The following is a 23,966-nucleotide window of genomic DNA, read 5'->3' as shown; positions in this document are numbered from 1 at the left end:
CGGCCCTATTTTTTTGTTTGTTGCTCGAGCTTTTCTAGTCGCTCTAGTATTTTTTGTTGTTGCTCTATGATCTTTTCAAGATGCTTCTCTTTGTTTTCTGCTCGTTGATTCTCATGGTGAGTTGGGGAGGTGATCAGAGAAGTAATCAAGCCTGAAATCATACCAAAAACACCCACACCGCAAATGATCACCAGAGAGGCGACTAATTTCCCTGAGTTCGTCACGGGGTAATGATCGCCGTACCCTACGGTACTGATGGTAACGAAAGCCCACCATAACGCATCTTGTCCAGTGGTGATGTTGGCGTTGGGATCTTTGTGCTCTAACAGCAGTATTGTCCCAGCTCCTATGGTCAGGAGAATGATCAGCAGCAATATAATCGAGGCGAGGGTGGTTTCTTTACGATTGCGAAATAGCTCTCTTAACACTCGTTTACCTGACCGCAAAACGAGAATGACACGTAAGATCTGAAAAATGCGAGCGAAACGAAGTGGTTCGATCATTGGGATGCTTGCTAAGAAATCGATCCAGTGTACTTTTAGATATTCTTTCTTATTTTGTGATCTCAATAGATCAATCGTGAGCTGAAAAAGAAAAACACTACAGATTATAAAATCGAGGCCGATAAGAACTTGTTTTGATTCTTTATCAATCGGTGCAAACAATAAGCCTGAGATCACAAATAACGCTAAGAAAGAGAGAATCAGTGATAATAAGCTCATCGGCTTGGTTGTGTCTTTGATACTATTTAACATTCATACGAGGCTCAAAATAAATCGCGAACTTTGACTGAAATAGCCACCTCGCGGATATAGAAGCCATCAATATATAAGAATTAATGGAGAACTGACAATGACTAAACTGTCATTCAAGCCGTGGGAAAGGATAATCTCTGACGTTCGTCTCGTTCCAAAAATGGTCATGCTGATGATATTCAGCACTATCTTGATCATTTCGAAGCAGCTTTGGGACGCAAGTACGTTTTACGATTCATTGCTTGCTGTAACCAACAATGCGCAAGTGGCACAGCAGCATTACGAGACTTACCTAGTTCAAGTGGCTTGGCAAACAGCCTTGATGATCATTGTGTTTGTGGTTCTTCTATTAGCAGCGGCGCGCGTTATGCTGCGTCAGACTCAATACCTTAATGACGCCATTAAAACCATGGCCGACAAGAACTTATCAGTGCCGATTCAAATGGACTGTAAAGATGAATACGGCGATGTGGCACGTGAACTCGAAAAAACTCGCGTTCAACTGAACGATATGATCAAAACTCAGGTGGCCTCTTCTGATGAGCTGTTTGCTCTGACGGAAGTGATGACCATCAGCATGTCTGAAACCAAAGAGTCAGCTCAAGAAGAGTTCAACGAAATCGACCAGCTAGCAACTGCAATGAGTGAGATGACATCTACCGTGCAAACCGTAGCCGAGCATGCACAAAGTGCTTCTTCATTGACTGAGCAGGCTTCAGGCCAAGCTCTGACTGGTCAAAAGTTCGTTCAAGGTTCTGTTTCCAAGATGAGTGAGTTGTCTTCAGATATCGCAGCCTCTGCTGCTGCGGTAAACCAAGTTGAAGAGCGCGTTGACTCAATTGGCAGTGTGGTTGGTACTATCCAAGGCATTTCAGAACAGACAAACCTACTAGCATTGAACGCTGCAATTGAAGCGGCACGTGCCGGTGAAGCGGGTCGTGGTTTTGCGGTTGTTGCCGATGAGGTTCGTAACCTTGCGCAGCGTACTCAACAAGCAACAGTAGAAATCCAAGACATGATCAGTCACCTACAAAGCAGCGCTAACTCTGCGGTAGAACTGATGGAAAAAAGCGTGGTGGAAGCGGCTGAAGGTGTTGAACTTGTTACTAATGCTGGGTCTGAACTCGATGGTATCGTGAGCCAAGTAAATCAGATTAATGATATGAACTTCCAAATTGCAACGGCTGCGGGGCAGCAGAGCAGTGTAGCGGAAGAGATGAGTGTCAACCTCACCAATGTTCGTGAGTTGGTTGAAGCATCTGTAGTTGTCGTTGGTGAGCTTCTTGAAACATCTCAGATCATGGAAACCAACGCGCAAGAACTGGACGGTAAGATTAAGCAGTTTAAGGTGTAAATTTTAGGTTCTAGCCTTTGTTCTCAGGGGGATATCCCTAGAGGTTTATTACTATAGACGAAGGCACTACTCGATAAGTTAACTGATAAAACGCCCACATTGCTAATGTGGGCGTTTTTTATTGGCGTAACTTTGGTATAACTTATCTTTAGTTATGAAAACTCGTTATTGAAGAACTGAATCGATAAACCGATTGTTCGGCGCGCAGCTTATACAAGGAAGAAACATGCCATTGCCTTCTCAACTCATCACTCACTCCCAGTCTGCTTTTGAGCAATTATTAGAGCATCAAAGTGAAGCCATCAATACTTGGTCTGAGCCACTGACTGAAGATCTTAAACGTGTACTCGGTTTAAGCTGTTTTATTGGTGATTGCCTGCAGCGTGATACGGTTTTATGTGGTGACTTACCTAATATGTTGGCATGCGAAGAACGCGCTGAAGGATACCGAGAACGCTTGGCTGAATTACTTTCTAGTTGCACCGATGAAATGAGCGGTCAGCGCGTGCTGCGTCAATTCCGAAATCGAGAAATGACCTACATTGCTTGGCGTGATTTTATGGGTTCGTGGGAGCTAGAGCAGAGCCTAAATCATCTATCGATGTTGGCTGAGGCGATGATCTTCGAAACCTACCAATGGCAGTACGATATTTGTTGTAAAGAGTGGGGCACACCTTGTAATGAACAAGGCGAAGCACAGCCGATGTTGATCATTGGTATGGGCAAGCTAGGGGGCGGTGAGCTTAACTTCTCTTCCGATATCGATCTGATCTTCACCTACCCAGAGAATGGTGAAACCCAAGGTGCAAGACGCAGCATTGCTAATGCGCAGTTCTTTACACGTCTCGGGCAACGTATTATTAAGGCGCTTGATCAGCAAACCTTCGATGGATTCTGTTATCGAGTAGACATGCGCCTGCGTCCATTCGGTGAGAGTGGTCCACTGGTCATGAGTTACGCTGCGCTAGAAGATTACTATCAAGAACAAGGTCGCGATTGGGAACGCTACGCTATGGTCAAAGCGCGTGTGATGGGCAGTGAGATGTACCCTGAGTATCAAGAGCTTCGCCAAATGCTACGCCCGTTTGTGTTCCGCCGTTATATTGATTTTAGTGCGATTCAATCTCTGCGCCGAATGAAGTCTATGATCAGCAGCGAAGTGCGTCGTCGTGGTCTCTCGAACAACATCAAGCTTGGCTCTGGTGGTATTCGTGAAGTTGAGTTTATCGCACAAGTCTTCCAATTGATTCGTGGTGGACGCGAGCCTAGCTTACGCGGTCGAGGGTTACTCGAAACCTTAAGTGCGATTGAATCCCTTCATCTGCTAGAGTCTGAAGAGGTGGGGCACCTACGTGAAGCTTATCTGTTTTTGCGTCGCCTTGAGAACCTGTTACAAGCCATGGCTGATAAGCAAACTCAAACCTTACCTGACGGTGAATTCGAACAACTGCAGCTTGCAGTTGCCATGCAATTTTCCGATTGGGATAGCTTGATTGTGGCAACTCGCGCCCATATGGCGAATGTACATACCGTGTTCGAAGACCTAATTGGCGTTGATGAAGATGACGCTAATCCGATCGCGAGCCACTTTAGCGAGTTGTGGGATATGGCCCATAAACCCGATGTAATTGAGCACGTGTTGGAACACGACATTGCGGTCGCGAGCCCGCCTGATGCGGCGAAAACGATCATTCAGTTTAAAGCCGATTTGGCTAAAAAGACCCTTGGCCCTCGTGGGCGGGAAGTCCTCAATCGACTGATGCCGAAAGTGTTTCAAGCGCTGTACACCGCTAAGGATGCCGAGTTTGGTTTGTCGCGAGTACTGCATCTGCTGCATAAAATCGTTACGCGTACCACTTACCTTGAACTACTAGATGAACACCCTGCCGCGTTGACTCAGCTAGTTCGCCTGTGTACGGCAAGCCCGATGATTTCGGAGCAGTTGGGTCGTTATCCAATTCTGTTAGATGAACTTATCGACCCTCAGCAACTCTACAATCCCGTGCCTTTAGAGTCTTACAAGACCGAGTTGCGTGATTATCTAGCCCGTATCCCTGAAGATGATATGGAGCAACAGATGGAAGGTCTGCGTCAGTTTAAGCAGACCTGTATATTGAGAATTGCAGCCGCGGATATTGCGGGTGCTCTACCTGTCATGAAGGTCAGTGATCACCTGACCTACTTAGCAGAAGCCATTGTGGAGGCGGGGGTCAATCAAGCTTGGTTACAAGTATCCGCCAAGTTTGGTGAACCGACCCATGTTAAAGATCGCGAAGGTCGCGGTTTTGCTGTCGTTGGTTATGGCAAAGTCGGTGGTTGGGAGCTTGGTTATAACTCCGATCTCGATATCGTGTTCATGCACGACTGCCCGGTACACATCTATACTGATGGAAAGAAAGAGATCGATGGACGCCAATTCTACTTAAGATTAGCGCAGCGTATTATTCATATTTTCTCGACCAGAACTGCTTCTGGCATTTTGTACGAAGTCGATACTCGCCTACGCCCTTCTGGTGCATCTGGTCTATTGGTGAGTCCAACCGATGCCTTTGACGAGTATCAGCACAATGACGCGTGGACATGGGAGCACCAGGCCCTCACTCGTGCTCGTATGATTTACGGTGATGACTTATTGGTATCTGCGTTTAACAAAACTAGGCATGAGGTTTTGTGCTTGCCACGAGATGAGGCAACACTCAAAAAGTCAGTTGTGGATATGCGTGAAAAAATGCGTGGCCATTTAGGCGGTAAAAAAGCCGATCGATTCATGCTTAAACAAGATGCGGGCGGTATTACTGATATTGAGTTCTTGGCGCAATACTTAGTGCTGAGATACAGCAACGAGAAACCTAAGCTTACTCGTTGGTGTGACAATGTGAGAATCTTTGAAAGCTTGTTGTCGCAAGGGATAATGGACGAGCAACAAGGTATGGCATTGACCAATGCGTACACCACATTAAGGGATGAAATCCACCACCGTAATCTACTTAACCTTGATGCGGATGTGGCGATTGAAAAGTTCGAAATGGAAAGAGAACATGTTGTTCAGGCATGGAAGCAGTGGATGGAAGCATAATTCAGTCATAGCGTAGCGAGTGCTATGTTTATCTTGATAGGCTTTTACTCATTTATCTGTAGTTTAGCCACTGTAATCAGTGTGCTAGACTCTAGCCAGATTCGATTTTTGGAGCTCAACAATGAAACCAATTCTACCTGACTACAGCCAATCAGGTGTTCTTATTGTCGGTGACGTAATGCTTGACCGTTACTGGTATGGCCCAACTGGCCGTATTTCACCAGAAGCACCAGTCCCCGTTGTGAAAGTAGAAAATAACGAAGAGCGTCCTGGTGGTGCTGCCAACGTAGCAATGAACATTGCCTCTCTTGGTGGGCATGCTCATGTTGTTGGTTTGACTGGTAAAGATGAGCCTGCTGAGGTGTTGAAAAGCACTTTAGGTGCTCTGAAGGTTAAGTGTGATTTCGTTGAGTTAGAAGACTATCCAACCATCACCAAACTACGAGTGATGAGCCGTGGTCAGCAGTTGATTCGCTTGGATTTTGAAGACAAATTCGAAAACACCAACCCAGAGCTTATTCTGTCTCGCATGGAGCAAGCCCTACCAAATGTACGTTCGGTTATCTTGTCAGATTACGCGAAAGGTGCATTAGAGCATGTACAGAGCTTCATTCAAAAAGCACGCGCAGCCAATGTTCCTGTATTCATCGATCCCAAAGGCGCGGATTTAGAGCGCTACCGTGGTGCGACATTACTTACACCAAACATGGCAGAGTTTGAGCTGGTTGCAGGTAAAGTGAAATCAGAAGAAGATCTTATCGAGAAGGGTATTGCCTTGATCGAGAAGTATGACTTTGAAGCTCTATTGGTGACTCGCAGTGAAAATGGTATGACTTTATTACGTAAAGGTCAGGCACCATTCCACTTGCCAACCCAAGCGAAAGAAGTGTACGACGTAACTGGTGCTGGTGATACGGTTATCTCAGTACTGGCTGCGTCTGTTGCAGCTGGTAAGCCATTGGATGAGGCGTGTGCATTAGCGAACGCTGCAGCTGGTGTCGTTGTTGGTAAGCTAGGTACGTCAACGTTATCCACGATAGAGCTAGCTGAAGCGATTCACGGCAGTCAAGACACAGACTACGGTGTGATCTCAGAAGCGGCACTGGTTGAAGCGGTGAAGCGTGCTCGTGCGAAAGGCGAGAAGGTAGTTATGACCAATGGCTGCTTTGATATTCTACATGCTGGTCATGTTTCTTACATGAATCACGCGGCTGAGCTGGGCGATCGTTTGATCGTTGCGGTAAATACCGATGAATCAGTGAAACGCTTGAAAGGCCCTGGTCGCCCTGTGAATCCAACTGATCGTCGTATGGCGGTATTGGCTGGCTTAGGTGCAGTTGATTGGGTTGTGCCATTCTCTGAAGATACCCCTCAACGTTTAATCTCTGAGGTACTGCCAAGCATTCTTGTGAAAGGTGGTGATTACAAGCCTGAAGAGATTGCTGGTGGTGCGGAAGTGATTGCTGCTGGTGGTGAAGTGAAAGTACTTAACTTTGAAGATGGTTGCTCTACCACTGAAATCATTAAAGCGATTAAAGGTGGTCGAGGCTAGTTTTTAGTTTTTGGCGTTAAGCTTTTAGTTAGGCAGTAAATCTCGCTTTAATCGATAATAAAAATGCCGCTCAATGAGCGGCATTTTTGTAACGGTAACTTGAGTAATTAAGAGTTACTTACTTGCTACTTTTAGACCTGCGTTTACATCAACAATGTCTTGTTCGCTTAGCGTACCAACTGCTTGACGAAGCTGAAGTACACTTAGGATGTAGTTGTAACGAGCATCTGAAAGGTTTTTGTTCTCATCATATAGACGACGAGTCGAATCTAGTACGTCAACGATAGTACGAGTACCTACATCAAAACCAGCTTCTGTTGCTTCTAGAGCTGATTGAGCAGAAACTACAGATTGTTCGTAAGCGCGTAGCGCACCGATCGAAGCACTGATGTTGTTGTTGAACGCACGTACGTCTTTTACAACGCTACGGTAAGTCGCTTCTAGATCTTCACTTGCTGCAACGTAGTTGTATTCAGCCTGTTTAGTCAATGAAGTTGTGTTGCCACCCGTGTATAGAGGTACAACTAAGTTCAAACCGATGTTTAGGTTGTCAGAGTCGTAGTCATTTACGCTGTTAGAGCTGTCCGTCTGTTCTGCAAGACCGTAGCTACCATCTAACGTTAAGCTTGGTAGGTGACCAGAGCTTGCTAGAGAGATATTATCTTTCGCTACATCTTGAGAGATACGTGCAGCCAATAAGCTAAGGTTCTTTTGTTCTGCTTGTTCAACAAGTGCAACTGCAGATTCAGAAGATTTGCTTGCTGAGAAACGATCAGTATCTAGGATGCTTAGGTTAGAGTGTTCCTGACCTGTAATCTCGCGTAGACCTTCGTAGCTATTCGTTAGGTCGTTCTCTGCAAGAACTTCATCAGCCAAAACGCCATCGTACTGAGCTTGCGCATCATGTACATCGGTGATTGCTGAAAGACCTACTTCAAAACGCTGTTTAGTTTGCTCTAGTTGACGAGCAACCGCTGCTTTCTCTGCACGAACAAACTCTAGGTTATCTTGAGCTCGAAGCACTTCGAAGTATGCTGTCGCAACACGAAGGATCAAGGCTTGTTGTTCTGCCGCGTAAGCTGAATCAGATTGACGAGCAGTTTTCTCTGCCGTGTCTAGAGTGATCCAAGAAGAACGCTGGTAAAGCTCCTGACTGAAACCAATGCCAACACCCCATTGGTTGTTATCATTGCTCATATCGCTTCGGTCACCACGATTAATATCGTAGTTAGCTGTTAGATTAATTTGCGGTAACAAAGAGCTACGGCTTGACGTTACTGCTTCAAAAGCGGCATCGCGCTGCGCTGCTGAACGAAGAAGTTGTGGATCGTTCTGTTTTGCTTGGTCGTAAACTTCAGCTAGCGTATCAGCAAAAGCTGACGAACTCAGGCTGCCAATTGCTGCACTGATAAATAGTGGAAGCAGTTTTTTCATTTTCCTATTCCTGCCTTTTATGGAATTTTCTTTAGAAGAGTTTAACCCAGTTTGGTGGTAGTTTACTCGAAAATTTGCACTTTTTTACAGTTAACTGTCCACTTGTGCAATATTTATTTTTTAAAGCTTAACTTTAATTATAAATTTTATATAAAAAGTTGAACCTTATCCTTGGTAGTTAACTCGGACAATGAGTAAACTATAAAGATCACTTAGTGAGGTACCAAATGCAACAGTATGACAATCAACGACATGAGTTTACTCCGCAAGATGTGGAAATAGTCTCAAAAGAGACGCTGTTTCGTGGTTTTTTCAAAATGGTCAAGTACACATTTAAACATAGACTATTTGAGGGAGGCTGGAGCCAACCAATAGAGCGTGAGATGTTTGAGCGTGGACATGCTGCCGCTTTGCTACCTTATGATCCTGTGCGTGATGAAGTGGTGATCGTCGAACAGATCCGTGTCGGAGCCCTAGAGCATGAGAACCCATGGCAATACGAAATTGTTGCTGGGATCATTGATACGGACGAATCGCCACAAGACGTCGCTCGTCGTGAAGCAATGGAAGAAGCCGGAGTCGAAGTCGGATCTGTATTGCCTATTACTTCGTATTATCCTTCATCTGGTGGTTGCTCTGAAAAGCTCGACGTCTTTATTGGCTGTGTTGATGCAACGACAGCCAAAGGGGTACACGGATTGGACTACGAAGGTGAAGACATTCGTGTACAAGTGATGAGTCGCGAAGCTGCTTATCAGTTGGTAAAAGATGGTGTATTTGAAAATGGAGCCACGATCATTGCGCTACAGTGGCTACAATTGAACTACCAAGAATTACAGTCAGAGTGGATAGATTAACGTCATGCCAAATATCGCGGTCAAAAAACCGTATCATGTTGATCTTGCTGAATTGATGCGAGTTTACGAGACTAACTATGCCAAACTGAACGCTTTGTTACCGGTTGGGCATGAGGTTGGTGACGTTCGCTGTTACCAAGCCGTTAATATGGTGTATCAATTGACAGTGAATGAGGTCACAAAATACACCACATTAATAGATATATGTCAGAGTGATGCGATGCCAGTGTTTCCTTTGCCAAAAATGTCTGTCAGGCTATATCACGACGCTCGAGTTGCAGAAGTGTGCGCTAGCGGGGATTTTTCGCGAGTCAAAGCGAAATATGACTACCCCAACACTAAGCTTCTGCAAAAGGACGAGAAATTTCAATTGAATAAATTTCTTGGGGAATGGTTAACGTTTTGTTTAAAAACGGGTATCAGCCGAACCCCAATTGCCTTTTAATTGAGCCTATTTATCAACACTTTTAAAGTCTAAACAGTAACGTATCTGGATTTGTTATTTTGGAATTATCACACACTTCAAAATTTGATGAGAGCACTATTAAGCTTGTGCAGCTAACGGACACGCATTTATTTGCGCCGAGCAATGGCAGCTTATTAAGCATCAACACTCAAGATAGCTTTCGTGCTGTAGTCGATGGCATTGTTAGTCAGGGCTTTGACTATCAAGCGATTTTAGCAACCGGTGATATATCTCAAGATCACAGTGCTGAGTCGTACCAGAAATTTGAGTCAGGGATTCAGCCTTTGGAAAAGCCATGCTATTGGCTGCCAGGGAACCATGACTTTAAGCCTAATATGGGCAGTGTTTTACCATCACCACAAATACAGTGTGTTGAGCATGTCTTGCTAGGCGATAACTGGCAGATGGTGATGCTAGACTCGCAGGTGGTTGGTGTGCCTCATGGTCGCCTCAGCGATCAACAGCTTGACCTATTAGAACAGAAGCTGACGGAGTTCCCTGAACGTAATACCTTGGTTCTATTGCACCACCATCCATTGTTGGTTGGCAGCGCATGGTTAGATCAACATAACCTAAAAGACGCCGATCAATTTTGGGATGTGGTTCAACAGCACACCAATGTTAAAGCCGTACTGTGTGGTCACGTTCATCAAGACATGAACCGAGATCATCATGGTGTACAAGTCATGGCAACACCGTCGACTTGTGTGCAATTCAAACCTAACTCAGATGACTTCGCGGTTGATACTTTGTCTCCGGGCTGGAGAGAGATTGAATTACATCAAGATGGCACAGTAAGCACTCAAGTGCGCCGCTTGCCTAATGGGCAGTTCTTACCTGATTTTGAAGCGGGTGGTTATTGATGTTAGTGATTATTGTTGTAGGAGGCTATTAATGTCCGGTTCTAATCAGCAAGTCGCTAAGCCATCATTGCTTCTCTATATTCATGGGTTTAACAGTTCATCTCGTTCTCATAAAGCGAATGTGATGGCTAATTACTGTGCGGAGCATCGGGCTGATATTAAAGTCGTCACTCCTCAACTGCCGAGTTTCCCTCAGCAAGCGGCACTTCATCTGCAACATCTGGTGGAACAATATAAAGAGCAATATCAGATTGCATTGGTCGGTAGCTCATTGGGTGGCTATCTTTCAACATGGCTGAATAGTCATTATGGTTTTAAAGCGGTTGTTGTAAATCCAGCAGTGAAGCCGTATGAGCTTCTTGCCGACTATTTGGGTGAACAAGTAAACCCATACACACATGAGCGATATGTACTGGAAACAAAGCATATTGATGAACTGAAGGCGTTAGAGGTTTCGGCTATCGCTAAGCCGAGCGACTTCTGGTTACTTCAGCAAACGGAAGACGAAGTTCTGGATTACCGACAAGCGGTAGAGAAGTACCAAGGTGCAACACAGACAGTAGAAGAGGGCGGGGATCATAGCTTTGTTGATTTTGAACGCTACCCACAACAAATCATCACCTTTCTAAATCTTTAATCTGTTCCACCAACCAAGTGATTTTCTCTTGTTTGCCTGTTATTTCATCTATCAATGGTGAAATATCATAGTTTGATGTCTTAGTTTTTGAACTAGCTTGACATCATTACTCAGCTTCCAGACTATATTCCCCAATACTTCGCTCGTTCGCTCTACTATGACGGTTCATAGTAATGATTCTGCTTTAGTGAAACTGGAGCCAGCGAACTGACGCAAACTTTTTGAGTAAACTCCGTATTATGACTGAACAATATAATGCAAAAGACCTCGAGGTACTTGAAGGTCTCGACCCTGTGCGACACCGCCCGGGAATGTATACCGAGACAGAAAGACCTAACCACCTTGCCCAAGAAGTCATTGATAACTCGGTCGATGAAGCACTAGCGGGACACGCTAAGAAGATCAAAGTGGTACTTCATGCAGACCAATCGTTAGAAGTTACCGATGACGGCCGTGGTATGCCTGTCGATATCCACCCTGAAAAAGGGATCTCAGGTGTTGAGCTGATTTTAACTAAGCTCCACTCTGGCGGTAAATTCTCGAATAACAACTATAAGTTCTCTGGTGGTCTGCACGGTGTAGGTATCTCGGTTGTAAACGCGCTGTCAAAACGTGTTGAAGTGACCGTACGCCGAGAAGGTCAGGTTCACGAGATCGCACTTGAAGGCGGTCATGCAGTAACAGAGCTTACTGTGACGGGCACTTGTGGTCATCGTAACAGTGGTACATCAGTACATTTCTGGCCTGATCCTAAGTACTTCGATAGCCCTAAATTCTCGACACTTCGTCTGATTAACAACCTACGTGCAAAAGCAGTGCTTTGCCCAGGTTTAGAAATTACCTTTATCGACAAAGTCGGTGGTGAAGAGCATAAATGGTTCTATGAAGATGGTCTAAAAGACTACCTTGCCGAAGGCGTGAAAGGTTACACCTTGCTGCCTGAAGAACCGTATGTTGGCGAATTCGTTGCTGAAACAGAAATGGCAAACTGGGCGATCATCTGGCAGCCAGAAGGCGGCGACATGATCACCGAAAGTTACGTGAACTTAGTACCGACTAAACAAGGTGGTACACACGTAAACGGTCTTCGCCAAGGTCTTCTTGATGCAATGCGTGAGTTCTGTGAATTCCGTAATTTGCTGCCGCGTGGCGTTAAGCTAACGGGCGACGATATCTTCGATCGCTGTTCGTACGTACTGTCGGTGAAGATGCAAGATCCGCAGTTTGCTGGTCAAACAAAAGAGCGCTTGTCTTCACGTCAAACTGCTGCGTTTGTGTCTGGTGTGGTAAAAGATGCGTTTAGCCTGTGGTTGAACGAAAAGCCACAACTGGCAGAACAGCTAGCAGAAGCTTGTATTGCGAATGCCCACCGCCGTATGCGCGCAAGCAAAAAGGTTGTGCGTAAGAAAATCGCTTCAGGCCCAGCACTGCCGGGTAAGCTAACTGACTGTTCAGTTCAAGACTTAAGCCGTACCGAAATCTTCTTCGTGGAAGGGGACTCGGCGGGTGGTTCTGCTAAACAAGCACGTGATCGTGAGTTCCAAGCAGTTATGCCACTTCGCGGTAAGATCCTAAATACATGGGAAGTGTCAGCAGACCAAGTATTGGCTTCGCAAGAAGTGCACGACATCTCGGTGGCTCTAGGCATCGACCCGGACAACGATGATTTATCCGGCCTGCGTTACGGTAAGATCTGTATCCTTGCCGATGCGGACTCGGATGGTCTTCATATCGCGACACTGCTGTGTGCTTTGTTTACTCGCCATTTCCATGCATTAGTTGAAGCGGGTCATATCTATGTGGCAATGCCTCCTCTGTATCGTATCGATTGCGGTAAAGAAGTGTTCTACGCACTTGATGACGCAGAGAAAGACGGTGTGCTTGAGCGACTATCGCAGAAGAAAGCCAAGATCAACGTGCAACGATTCAAAGGTCTGGGTGAAATGAACCCACTTCAGTTGCGTGAAACCACCATGGATCCAAACACTCGTCGCCTTGTGCAGTTAACGATTGATGACAGCGAAGCAACCAACGAGATGATGGACATGCTGCTTGGTAAGAAACGTGCAGATGATCGCCGTACATGGCTACAGACTAACGGTGATATGGCCGAGGTATAATGGATGTCTAACGAAATTACATATGATGGCGTTGAACAGCTGCCAATGCGCAAGTTCACCGAAGATGCCTACTTAAATTACTCAATGTACGTGATCATGGATCGTGCATTGCCGTATATCGGTGATGGCTTGAAGCCAGTACAGCGTCGTATTATCTACGCGATGTCTGAGCTAGGCTTATCGGCTGCATCGAAATACAAAAAATCAGCACGTACCGTTGGTGACGTATTAGGTAAGTATCACCCACATGGTGACTCTGCTTGTTACGAAGCGATGGTATTGATGGCGCAGCCTTTCTCTTACCGCTACCCATTGGTAGATGGTCAAGGTAACTGGGGTGCACCTGATGATCCGAAATCGTTCGCTGCGATGCGTTATACCGAAGCGAAATTATCTAAGTTTGCTGAGGTTCTTCTAGGTGAACTAGGTCAAGGCACTGTTGACTGGCAACCAAACTTTGATGGCACCATGAAAGAGCCTCAAATGTTGCCTGCTCGCCTACCTCACATCCTACTTAACGGTATCACTGGTATCGCGGTAGGTATGGCGACCGATATTCCACCACACAACGTGCGTGAAGTCGCTAATGCAGCCATTCACCTAATTGATACGCCGAAGTCTGAGCTTTCAGACGTGATGGGTTTCATTCAAGGTCCTGATTACCCGACTGAAGCTGAGATTATCTCTCCGAAATCGGACATCGAAAAGATCTACCGTACTGGACGTGGCAGCATCAAGATGCGCGCGGTTTGGCACAAGGAAGGCTCTGATATTGTTATCACGGCTTTACCTCATCAAGTGTCAGGTGCGAAGTTACTTGAGCAAATCGCTAACCAGATGCGCGCTAAGAAGCTGCCAATGGTTGACGACTTGCGTGATGAATCGGATCACGAGAACCCAACGCGTATCGTTGTTGTTCCTCGTTCTAATCGTATCGACTGTGACCAATTGATGAGTCACCTGTTCGCGTCGACGGATCTAGAGAAAAACTTCCGCGTTAACTTGAACATGATTGGTTTAGATAACCGTCCTCAAGTTAAAGGCTTAGTTCAAATCCTGAAAGAGTGGATCGAGTTCCGTCGCACAACGGTTCGCCGTCGTTTGCAGTACCGTTTAGATAAAGTATTGGCACGTTTGCACATCTTAGAAGGTTTGCTTGCTGCTTATCTTAATATCGATGAAGTGATTGAAATCATTCGTACAGAAGACGAACCATGTCCTGTCCTAATGAGCCGTTTCAACATTTCTGAAATTCAAGCCAATGCGATTCTTGATATTAAACTTCGTAACTTAGCTAAGTTAGAAGAGTTTAAAATCCGAGCGGAACAAGAAGAGCTTGAAGCTGAGCGTGAAAAGCTTGAAAAGCTGCTCGGTTCAGAGCGTCGCTTGAATACGCTGATCAAGAAAGAAATCCAAGCAGATGCGGATAAGTACGGCGATGATCGTCGTTCACCTCTGATTGAACGTGCTGAAGCGAAAGCGCTAACTGAACGCGACTTAGTACCAAGCGAACCAATCACGGTTGTGTTGTCTGAGAAAGGTTGGATTCGTCATGCCAAAGGGCACGAAGTGGACGCTGAAGGCTTGAACTACAAGTCTGGTGATAAATTCTTAGCAAGTGCTAAGGGTAAGAGTAATCAGCAAGCGGTGTTCCTTGGCAGTGATGGCCGAAGCTACTCCCTAGAGTCTCACTCATTACCATCTGCGCGAAGTCAAGGTGAGCCAATTACTGGTCGCTTGAATATCAGCGCGGGCACTTCTATTCGCCAAGTGGTGATGGGAGAGAATGAACAATTATGGTTAGTCGGTTCTGATGCAGGTTATGGTTTTGTTTGTAAGGGTAGCGATCTGCTGTCCAAGAACAAGAGCGGTAAAGCCTTGGTTAACTTGCCACAAGCTTCTGAAGTGATGATGCCAAGCCCTATTGCTGACTTGGACAGTAATCAGATTCTGGCGATTACTAACCAAGGTCGTATGTTGTTGTTCCCGATTAAAGATCTCCCTCAGCTGAGCAAAGGTAAAGGCAACAAGATCATCAACATCCCTTCTGCGAAAGCAAAAGAGCGTGAAGAGTTTGTCTCACATCTTATGGCTATCCCAGAGAATGCGACGCTGACTATCTACGCCGGTAAACGTAAGCTTGGTTTGAAACCTGCGGATCTTGAAAACTTCCGTGGTGAACGTGGTCGTCGTGGTGGTCTACTGCCTAGAGGACTACAGCGAGTGACTCGCATCGATATCGAAGAGCAAAGTGAATCGTAGAGATACTTGAAACAATCTTTAGATAAAAGAAAACCCAGCCTATGAGCTGGGTTTTTTGTACTTGTGTATTAGCAGCTTGAATCATTGCTTACAGAGTTTGCTCTACAGGCGAGCATCTTCGGCAATGGTCACCTTTAAGGTTTTGCTTTCACCTTGGCGCAATATACCCACATCGATAACTGTACCAGGTCGCAGGTCGGTAACGATGTCCATTACACTCTGGCGACCATTTACTTGGTTATCGTTGATACTGACAATAATGTCTTGAGCTTCAAAACCCGCATCGGCAGCCGGACCATTAGGGTCTATCCCCAACACAACGATCCCGCCGATATTCTTAGTACCCAACATGCGTGAGGTGACTGAGTTGATGTCTTGTCCATCGATACCAATATAGCCACGAATCACACGACCATCGGCGATGATCTTTTCCATGATTTTATTAGCAAGCGGATAGGGGATAGCGAATGAGATCCCATAGGTTTCCATGTCGGTAGCTTGCTGGAAAGAGGCGGTATTGATACCGACTAGCTCACCTTGTGAGTTCACCAGTGCGCCACCTGAGTTACCTTCATTGATTGCCGCATCGGTCTGGATAAAGGCTTGATGGCCATCGGCACTGATCGAAGAACGGCCGGTTGCAGAGATGATACCAAAGGTTGTTGTTTGACCTAGGTTGTATGGGTTACCGATAGCCAGTACAACATCACCGACATTGGCTTTGTAATTAGGATTGAGTGGGATCACCGGTAGATTATCACCGCTGACTCTAAGTATCGCGATATCGGTGCGTTTGTCTGAACCGACAAGTTGCGCAGCTGCTACTCGGCCATCTTGAAGTGCCACAACTATTTGGTCTGCTTGAGCCACCACATGGAAGTTGGTAATGATGTAGCCTTTCTCGCTAACAATCACCCCAGAGCCCAAACCTTGTGTGAGCAGTTTGTTTCGATCGCTTTCAGCGTATTTACGGCTATAAATGTTAACCACTGCAGGCGCCGCGCGGCGAACTGCTTGGTTAAATGAAATCTGAAGAGAGCCAATATTATCGACTTTAGGGCTAGTGACGTCAGCGACAATCGCTGGTCTTAAGCTCGGGAAGGCGAGAAGAATAAGCGCCGCTGAAACGAGTCCAAGGGAAATAGAACGAAATAGAAAGGACAGCATGTTTCCCTCTTCAACAAGTAAGGTGTGAAGCCTCCATCAATGGATGACTGATTTGATTACAAGTGAAGCATAGCATTTTGATTGATCTAAAGAAAAGGGAGACTGAGTAAGTTTAAAGCAAACTTACTGAGCCTCCCTGTAATTGCGCTGACGTAAGACTATCGAATCACAAGATAGATAGTTCGGTCGCCTCGCTGGATATTAAGCGCCAGTACACCAGGTTGTTTTTCAAGAATCTCTCTAAACTCAGCAAGGTTCTTAACGGGCTGGCGGTTTACTCCGATGATGATGTCATCTTTCAGGAGTTGATAGGCTTCGGCTGGTGAACCTTGAGCAACATTCGATACCTTGACGCCCGTTGCAGAGTCACTCTCTGTTGTGTTGGTTAACTCAGCACCAGCTAGTCCTTCATGGAGCTTCTCAGCTTGTGTTTTATTATTGGTGGATTCACCAAGCGTCACATCAAAGGTTTTGCTCTTACCGTCACGAACCACACCCAGTTCAATCTGCTTACCAGCGCCGAGTGTTGCGACCTTAGCTCTTAACTCGCTGAAGGTATCAATGCGTTTGCCATTAATAGAGACAATAATATCGCCCGCTTTCAGTCCTGCTTTATCGGCTGCGCTGTCAGGGACGATTTGGCTAACAAAGGCGCCCTTGCTTGATTCATAACCGAGTGCTTCTGCCAATTCAGAGGTCACTTCTCCGCCTTGAACGCCAAGCATGCCGCGTTTTACTTCACCGAAGTCGAGAATTTGTTCTGTCAGGTTTGTCATCATATTAGAAGGGATTGCAAAGCCGATACCGACATTACCTCCGTTAGGGCCAAGAATGGCGGTGTTGATACCAATTAGCTCACCGTTAAGGTTCACTAGCGCACCACCAGAGTTGCCGCTGTTGATTGCTGCATCGGTTTGAATGAAGTTTTCAAAGTTTTCTAGATTCAGGCCGCTACGGCCGAGTGCAGAAACAATACCGGATGTCACGGTTTGCCCAAGTCCGAATGGGTTACCGATCGCGACACTAAAATCACCAACTCTTAGTTTGTCTGAGTCTGCGACTTTTATCTGGGTCAGGTTTTTGGCTTCTTCTAATTTTAGCAGTGCGATATCAGACATCTGGTCGCCGCCGATTAGCTCAGCATCGTACTCTCGACCATCATGCAGTTTTACTTTGATATCGTCCGCACCATTAATGACATGGTAATTGGTCACGATATGACCTTTCTCGGCGTCAATGATGACACCAGAGCCTAATCCGCGGAAGGGACGCTCTCGTGTTTGTTCTGGACCAAAAAAGAATTGAAATTGTTCAGGGATTTGCTGACGTTGTACCTGTTTGCCTTCTACGGCAATACTAACCACAGCGGGGGTCACTTGTTCAAGCATAGGAGCAAGGCTCGGTAATTGTTCATTACCCACACTTAATGGCAGTGCGGCTGTTGCTTTAATGGGGGTGATGATTGAACTTAAGCTTAAAGTTAGCACTGATAAAGCAAGCAAAGGTTTTTTCATCATAAACTCCTCTCTAGTTAAGGTCTTAACCCTCTTATACGTTTAATAAGTATGATAAGTTTCAAATGACCTGAGTGAAAGTTATGACTCAAAAACCTTTGTAAAGTTCACAGAAGTGTTAAATGTTTACGATGCTTTTGCTGTAACAACATCGGGAGCATTCATGATTTCTTTCTTCTGCTCTGTAAATAAACCGGTTGCGCCATTAGCGTAATCTTTCGGTTGTTCCTCAAGTGTCGCCTCTTTTACTGAAGGCTTCTCTTGTGGCTTGTCCGAATGGGCAGCGGCTGTTTTCACAAACGGGTTATCTTGCTCTGGCAGGTTAGGAATCAGCTCTGAGCTTGTTTTTTCCATGTGTTGGTACAGTTTTGTGTAGTCTTTACCTAATGTGTCCAACATTTCTGCTGATTTCGCAAAGTGATCAGCCAGCTCTTGTCGCTGCTGCTCAAGGGCAAACTTTGCGCTATCCAATTCTTTCTGTACGTTCTTTTGTTTTTTGTATTCAGGTGTCATGAGACGAGAAATAGCGACCCCTAAAATAACTCCGACTAGTAAACCGGCAACGGCATACATCCAAGGCATAACAGCTCCTTATTATTGTTTTTTAACATGTTTGTTACTGCTTAGTTACACGTGATACGGCTCCATGGTACTATGAGAAAGCCGCAGTATAAAGAGAAATGCGTGTGCGCTAGTTAGCAGTTTGATGCTGAATTATTCACCACATCACGTTATTCCTCGTACTGTTTGGGCTCATTTTTAGTTGTTGTCTGATATTGCTTTCATTGTGGAAATGTCGTCATGAATCCTATTAAAAAATACGAACAAGATATAAAAGAACATGGATTTCAAAGAGATCCAGCACAAGAGCAAGCCGTAAAATCTTTAGATGAACTCTTTCATCAATTTCAAGATTACATGAATACGCCCATTCCTCAACTGACTCGCTTCCAGAAATTACTAGGCAAAAAGCCAGAACTGCCACAACCACCGAAAGGTCTCTATTTTTGGGGTGGCGTAGGGCGAGGAAAAACGTACCTAATGGATACGTTCTATGATGCCTTACCGACCACTAAAAAAATGCGTGTTCACTTTCACCGCTTTATGTATCGAGTTCATGATGAGCTAAAGGCGCTAGGTAATGTGAGTGATCCATTGCCTTTAGTCGCAGACAAGTTGAAGGAAGAAGCGGACATTATCTGTTTCGACGAATTCTTTGTTTCAGACATCACCGATGCGATGATCCTAGGAACCTTGTTCCAAGAGTTATTCGCTCGAAACGCTATCTTGGTTGCGACCTCTAATATTCCACCTGCGGATCTGTATCGCAACGGGTTACAGCGAGCGCGTTTCTTACCTGCCATCAAGCTCATTCAAGACAACTGTCATATCCTTAATGTCGATAGTGGTATTGACTATCGTCTACGTACCTTAGAACAGGCTGAGATTTACCATTACCCGCTAGATAGCCAAGCGAATATTAATCTCGAAAAGTATTACGCTCAGCTCGTTGGTGAAGATAAAGAGAAGCTTAAGCAGATAGAGGTTAACCACCGTCAATTAGATGTAGTCGAAGCGAGTGATGGCGTACTGCATGGTACCTTTGCTCAGCTTTGTCAGTCGGCTCGTAGCCAGAACGACTATATTGAGTTGTCTCGGGTTTATCACACAGTTCTATTGGCGGATGTATTGCAAATGGGCGCGACTTCAGATGACGCTGCGAGGCGCTTCATTGCATTAGTTGATGAGTTCTACGAGCGCAATGTGAAGCTGATTATTTCAGCGGAAGTGGAGCTAGAAAAGCTATACACCCATGGTCAGCTAGAGTTTGAATTTAAACGTTGTCAGTCGCGTTTAATTGAAATGCAGAGCCATGAATATTTGGCAAAAGAACACTTAAGTTAGCTTTGATTATCTCGAATAAGAAATAGAATTAAAAAAATCGTGATTTTGTTCAAAAAGAGGTGATTTTTTCTTCGCTCTTCTCTATAATCCTGCGACCTACCGTTACTGCGGGCCTCTAGCGATGAGTAAAATCACGCTATGCCAAGAGTTTTCCAACACTCGAAGGGGTGATGAATGGTAACTCTTAGACAGTGGGAATACGCGAGTATTCCTTAAGTGTAAATTTTTTAAATAGGTAATTATTAGCATGAAAACTTTCGTTGCTAAACCAGAAACTGTAAAACGCGACTGGTATGTTGTAGACGCTGAAGGCAAAACTCTTGGCCGTCTAGCAAGTGAAATCGCTTCTCGCCTACGCGGCAAGCACAAAGCAGAATACACTCCTCACGTAGACACTGGTGATTACATCATCGTTGTTAACGCTGAGAAAGTTGCTGTAACTGGTAACAAAGCTAAGGGTAAGGTTTACTACCGTCACTCAGAGTTCCCAGGTGGTCTTAAAACTATCACTTTTGAAAAGCTAATTGCTAAGAAACCAGAAATGGTTCTAGAACTAGCAGTTAAAGGTATGCTTCCACGTGGTCCTCTAGGCCGCGCGATGTACCGTAAGCTTAAAGTGTACGCTGGTACTGAGCACAACCATGTTGCTCAACAGCCACAAGTACTAGACATCTAAGGGGATTATGAAAATGGCAGAGAATCAATACTACGGCACTGGTCGTCGCAAAAGCTCAGCAGCTCGTGTTTTCATCAAACCAGGCTCTGGTGAGATCGTAATCAACAAGCGTAGCCTTGATGTTTACTTCGGTCGTCCAACTTCTCGTATGGTTGTTAAGCAACCTCTTGAGCTAGTTGAACTAACTGAGAAACTTGACCTTTACATCACTGTTTCTGGTGGTGGTATTTCTGGTCAAGCTGGCGCAATCCGCCACGGTATCACTCGCGCTCTTATGGAGTACGATGAAACTCTACGTCCTGCTCTACGTGCAGCTGGCTACGTTACTCGTGACGCTCGTTGCGTTGAACGTAAGAAAGTTGGTCTACGTAAAGCACGTCGTAAACCTCAATTCTCTAAGCGTTAATTTTTCTTTACGAAAAAGTACACGCCCCCAGTTTTACGACTGGAATTGTGGTTCAAAGCTCGGCTATATGCCGGGCTTTTTGTTTTTATACCCCCTCTAAACGCTTTCCCTTCCTCGTTTTATTTCCAAATTCTTATATTTTGAAAGCTTTTGTAACCCAATGTGCGCTTTGCCTCATGATTGTTACAAAAAGGTAGCTTTATCTTGTCAAAAAGTAGGGTTTTATTTATCATTTGCCGTCAATAAATAGAACTAAATACATATTTTGTTAGCCATGCTCTTTAATCGGAATTATTTCAATCCACAAGGAGCAAATGGGAGAATGTTTGGATGAGCAACGCGCCTTTAAATAACGGTCGCAGGCGTTTCTTAACCGCAACAACAGCCGTTGTTGGTGGTTTAGGAGCAGCTGCTGTAGCCGTGCCTTTTATTAAATCATGGAATCCGAGTGCCAAGGCGAAAGCTGCGGGCGCGCCGGTGGAAGTGGAAGTCAGTAAGTTAGAACCGGGACAAATGGTTCGTGTCGAGTGGCAAGGTAAACCTGTATGGGTTGTACGCCGTGCTGAGTCGGTACTAGAAAACCTAAAATCGATCGGTGGTCAACTTCGTGACCCTCAATCTGAAGCTGAACAACAACCAGAATACGCACAGAACGAGTTCCGTTCAATTAAGCCGGAATTCTTCGTTGCTGTTGGTTTCTGTACGCACTTAGGTTGTTCTCCAACTTACCTGCCGGATTCTTTTGCAGAACAAGTTCAGGGTGTTAAGTCTGGTTTCTTCTGTCCTTGTCATGGTTCAAAGTTTGATATGGCAGGTCGAGTATTCCAAGGCGTACCAGCTCCATTGAATCTTGTTGTACCAAAGCATATGTATTTGAGTGACACTAAGATCATGATCGGTGTGGACGAGGGAGACGCGTAATGCAAGGATTGCTTGATTGGGTAGAGAAACGTCTACCCGCGATGAATGCGTATAAAAAGCATTTATCTGAATACCCAATGCCTAAGAACTTTAACTTTTGGTACCTTTTCGGTTCTTTGGCAATGTTGGTATTGGTTAACCAAATCCTTACGGGTATTTGGCTAACAATGAACTACGTACCGTCAGGTGAGGGTGCATTTGCTTCTGTTGAATACATCATGCGTGATGTGGAATACGGTTGGCTACTACGTTACATGCACTCAACAGGTGCTTCGGCATTCTTCGTTGTTATCTACCTGCACATGTTCCGTGGCCTAATCTATGGTTCTTACCAAAAGCCTCGTGAGCTACTTTGGATCTTCGGTATGTTGATCTTCTTAGTGCTTATGGCTGAGGCTTTCATGGGTTACCTACTACCATGGGGTCAAATGTCTTACTGGGGTGCTCAGGTAATCATTTCTCTGTTTGGTGCGATCCCTGTTATCGGTGATGACCTAACGCTTTGGATCCGTGGTGACTACATCATCTCTGGTGCAACGCTGAACCGTTTCTTCGCACTGCACGTTATCGCTCTACCAATTGTACTTCTGCTGCTTATCGTACTTCACGTACTAGCACTGCACGAAGTGGGTTCGAACAACCCAGACGGTATTGAGACGAAACTTCCTAAAGGCACAATGGGCGACGACTACAAAACGCAGTTCCCATTCCACAAGGATTACACTAAGAAATACGACATCATTGACTCTATTCCTTTCCACCCATACGGGACCGTGAAAGATATGGTTGGTGTGGCCGGTTTCCTATTCTTCTTCTGTTATGTGCTGTTCTTTAACCCAGAGATGGGTGGATTCTTCCTTGAGCCGCCAAACTTTGAAGCTGCTAACCCACTGAAAACACCAGAGCACATCGCTCCGGTATGGTACTTCACGCCGTTTTACGCAATTCTGCGTGCTGTTCCTGATAAGTTGCTAGGTGTTGTAGCAATGGGCGCATCTATTGTTGTGCTATTCCTACTACCATGGTTCGACCGTTGTAAAGTGCGTTCTTACCGTTACCGTAGCAAACTGCATTTGATTAACATCATCCAATTCACAATAAGCTTTATTGCGCTTGGTGTACTTGGTGCGCTTCCAGCAACGCCAACATACACGCTACTGGCTCAAATCTTTAGCTTAGGTTACTTCATGTTCTTCGTTCTACTGTGGTTCTACAGTAAAAATGAAGCGACGAAACCATTACCAGAAAGGGTGACATTCAAATGAAAAAGTGGATTGTAATTTTATTTGCTATGTTGCCGTCACTGGCGATGGCAGCGGGTGCAAACGTACCATTAGATAAAGCGAACAATGATTTAACAGACAAAGCTTCATTGCAAAATGGCGCTAAAATGTTCATGAACTACTGTTTTGCTTGTCACTCAACGCAGTACCAGCGCTATGAACGTGTTGCGAATGATTTAGAGATCCCCGTTGATCTTATGAAGGAAAACCTGATTTTCGACCCTGAAGCGAAAATCGGTGACTTGATGGTTAATGCTATGCCTTCTGATCAAGCGGCAAGTTGGTTTGGTGCTCCGCCACCAGACCTAACATTGGTTGCTCGTGTTCGTGGCGCAGACTGGCTGTACACTTACCTTCGTACTTTCTATGAAGATCCGTCTCGTCCATTTGGCGTGAACAATATTGTTTTCCCAAGCGTTGGTATGCCGCACGTTCTTGAAGAACTGCAAGGTATCCCAACACCAATCTACGATACTCATATGGTAGATGGCGAGGAAGTGACGGTTGTTGTTGGCACTGAGACTGACGGCTCTGGCGAATTAAGTGCTGGTGAATACGACGAAGCAGTTCGTGACCTTGTTAACTTTTTGGTTTACTCGGGCGACCCAGTTCAACTTGAGCGTCACGCTATGGGTTGGTGGGTAATGGCCTTCTTAGTAATCTTCACTATCATCGTGATTTTGCTGAAGAAAGAGTATTGGCGTGATGTGCACTAATT

Annotated in this window: 20 protein-coding genes; 15 read left to right on the top strand and 5 right to left on the bottom strand. The window is 45.3% G+C overall.

Annotation, left to right across the window (positions count from 1 at the left end; genetic code table 11):
• Positions 1-5: 5 nt before the first annotated feature.
• Positions 6-755 carry a potassium channel family protein gene (locus F0229_RS04545; protein WP_171732337.1) on the bottom strand — a complete coding sequence of 250 codons (750 nt, stop codon included), beginning with the start codon at positions 753-755 and terminating at the stop codon, positions 6-8.
• A 97-nt stretch (positions 756-852) separates the two neighbouring features.
• On the opposite strand from F0229_RS04545, the gene F0229_RS04540 reads away from it, so the two are divergent.
• From F0229_RS04540 to hldE, 3 genes are all read left to right on the top strand, one after another.
• Entirely contained in the window at positions 853-2,109 is a 1,257-nt protein-coding gene (locus F0229_RS04540; RefSeq protein WP_171732336.1) for a methyl-accepting chemotaxis protein, read from the top strand.
• 226 nt (positions 2,110-2,335) lie between these two features.
• A complete protein-coding gene (glnE, locus tag F0229_RS04535; protein WP_017062913.1) occupies positions 2,336-5,185 on the top strand; it encodes a bifunctional [glutamate--ammonia ligase]-adenylyl-L-tyrosine phosphorylase/[glutamate--ammonia-ligase] adenylyltransferase in 2,850 nt (949 codons plus the stop codon).
• Positions 5,186-5,306: 121 nt separating this feature from the next.
• Entirely contained in the window at positions 5,307-6,737 is a 1,431-nt protein-coding gene (gene hldE, locus F0229_RS04530) for a bifunctional D-glycero-beta-D-manno-heptose-7-phosphate kinase/D-glycero-beta-D-manno-heptose 1-phosphate adenylyltransferase HldE (RefSeq protein WP_017069485.1), read from the top strand.
• Between the two features lie 114 nt (positions 6,738-6,851).
• Here hldE and tolC read toward each other — a convergent pair whose 3' ends face one another.
• Positions 6,852-8,171 carry an outer membrane channel protein TolC gene (gene tolC / locus F0229_RS04525; protein ID WP_171732335.1) on the bottom strand — a complete coding sequence of 440 codons (1,320 nt, stop codon included), beginning with the start codon at positions 8,169-8,171 and terminating at the stop codon, positions 6,852-6,854.
• Positions 8,172-8,398: 227 nt separating this feature from the next.
• Between tolC and nudF the strand changes: the two genes are divergently transcribed.
• The 6 genes from nudF to parC all read left to right on the top strand — a co-directional run bounded on the left by nudF (position 8,399) and on the right by parC (position 15,376).
• Positions 8,399-9,028: an ADP-ribose diphosphatase gene (gene nudF / locus F0229_RS04520; protein ID WP_171732334.1), complete on the top strand. Its 630-nt coding sequence runs from the start codon at positions 8,399-8,401 to the stop codon at positions 9,026-9,028.
• A 4-nt stretch (positions 9,029-9,032) separates the two neighbouring features.
• Positions 9,033-9,473 carry a DUF1249 family protein gene (locus F0229_RS04515; protein WP_008222561.1) on the top strand — a complete coding sequence of 147 codons (441 nt, stop codon included), beginning with the start codon at positions 9,033-9,035 and terminating at the stop codon, positions 9,471-9,473.
• 59 nt (positions 9,474-9,532) lie between these two features.
• Positions 9,533-10,357, top strand: coding sequence for a 3',5'-cyclic-AMP phosphodiesterase (cpdA, locus tag F0229_RS04510; RefSeq protein WP_108194883.1), 825 nt, complete (start codon positions 9,533-9,535; stop codon positions 10,355-10,357).
• 31 nt (positions 10,358-10,388) lie between these two features.
• Positions 10,389-10,994 carry an esterase YqiA gene (gene yqiA, locus F0229_RS04505; protein WP_171732333.1) on the top strand — a complete coding sequence of 202 codons (606 nt, stop codon included), beginning with the start codon at positions 10,389-10,391 and terminating at the stop codon, positions 10,992-10,994.
• Positions 10,995-11,233: 239 nt separating this feature from the next.
• Positions 11,234-13,114 carry a DNA topoisomerase IV subunit B gene (gene parE, locus F0229_RS04500; protein ID WP_017061428.1) on the top strand — a complete coding sequence of 627 codons (1,881 nt, stop codon included), beginning with the start codon at positions 11,234-11,236 and terminating at the stop codon, positions 13,112-13,114.
• Between the two features lie 3 nt (positions 13,115-13,117).
• On the top strand, positions 13,118-15,376 hold the full coding sequence (parC, locus tag F0229_RS04495; protein ID WP_171732332.1) for a DNA topoisomerase IV subunit A: 2,259 nt from the start codon (positions 13,118-13,120) through the stop codon (positions 15,374-15,376).
• 102 nt (positions 15,377-15,478) lie between these two features.
• On the opposite strand, the gene degS is transcribed toward parC, so the two are convergent.
• The 3 genes from degS to zapG form a co-directional block, all read right to left on the bottom strand.
• Entirely contained in the window at positions 15,479-16,543 is a 1,065-nt protein-coding gene (gene degS, locus F0229_RS04490; RefSeq protein WP_171732331.1) for an outer membrane-stress sensor serine endopeptidase DegS, read from the bottom strand.
• 158 nt (positions 16,544-16,701) lie between these two features.
• On the bottom strand, positions 16,702-18,057 hold the full coding sequence (locus F0229_RS04485; RefSeq protein ID WP_017061431.1) for a Do family serine endopeptidase: 1,356 nt from the start codon (positions 18,055-18,057) through the stop codon (positions 16,702-16,704).
• A 126-nt stretch (positions 18,058-18,183) separates the two neighbouring features.
• Complete coding sequence (gene zapG / locus F0229_RS04480; RefSeq protein WP_017061432.1) at positions 18,184-18,639, bottom strand: Z-ring associated protein ZapG; 456 nt, start codon at positions 18,637-18,639, stop codon at positions 18,184-18,186.
• Positions 18,640-18,858: 219 nt separating this feature from the next.
• Here zapG and zapE point away from each other — a divergent pair, with 219 nt between their 5' ends.
• From zapE to F0229_RS04450, 6 genes are all read left to right on the top strand, one after another.
• Entirely contained in the window at positions 18,859-19,962 is a 1,104-nt protein-coding gene (zapE, locus tag F0229_RS04475; protein WP_017061433.1) for a cell division protein ZapE, read from the top strand.
• 247 nt (positions 19,963-20,209) lie between these two features.
• A complete protein-coding gene (gene rplM, locus F0229_RS04470; protein WP_010434689.1) occupies positions 20,210-20,638 on the top strand; it encodes a 50S ribosomal protein L13 in 429 nt (142 codons plus the stop codon).
• A gap of 13 nt (positions 20,639-20,651) precedes the next feature.
• On the top strand, positions 20,652-21,044 hold the full coding sequence (rpsI, locus tag F0229_RS04465; RefSeq protein WP_004740758.1) for a 30S ribosomal protein S9: 393 nt from the start codon (positions 20,652-20,654) through the stop codon (positions 21,042-21,044).
• A 330-nt stretch (positions 21,045-21,374) separates the two neighbouring features.
• Positions 21,375-21,965 carry a ubiquinol-cytochrome c reductase iron-sulfur subunit gene (petA, locus tag F0229_RS04460; RefSeq protein ID WP_017061434.1) on the top strand — a complete coding sequence of 197 codons (591 nt, stop codon included), beginning with the start codon at positions 21,375-21,377 and terminating at the stop codon, positions 21,963-21,965.
• Positions 21,965-23,230, top strand: a complete 1,266-nt coding sequence (locus tag F0229_RS04455) for a cytochrome bc complex cytochrome b subunit (protein ID WP_017061435.1) — start codon at positions 21,965-21,967, stop codon at positions 23,228-23,230. Before petA ends, F0229_RS04455 begins: the two co-directional genes overlap by 1 nt.
• Positions 23,227-23,964, top strand: coding sequence for a cytochrome c1 (locus F0229_RS04450; protein WP_048614931.1), 738 nt, complete (start codon positions 23,227-23,229; stop codon positions 23,962-23,964). The genes F0229_RS04455 and F0229_RS04450 overlap by 4 nt, the downstream gene beginning before the upstream one ends.
• Positions 23,965-23,966: the final 2 nt, after the last annotated feature.

Origin of the sequence: Vibrio sp. AIC-3 (assembly GCF_013114515.1) — a bacterium.
GTDB classification, from domain to species: Bacteria; Pseudomonadota; Gammaproteobacteria; order Enterobacterales; family Vibrionaceae; genus Vibrio; species Vibrio crassostreae_C.
Note: the sequence above shows the minus strand (reverse complement) of the source record. Positions and strands in the feature narration are given on the sequence as shown.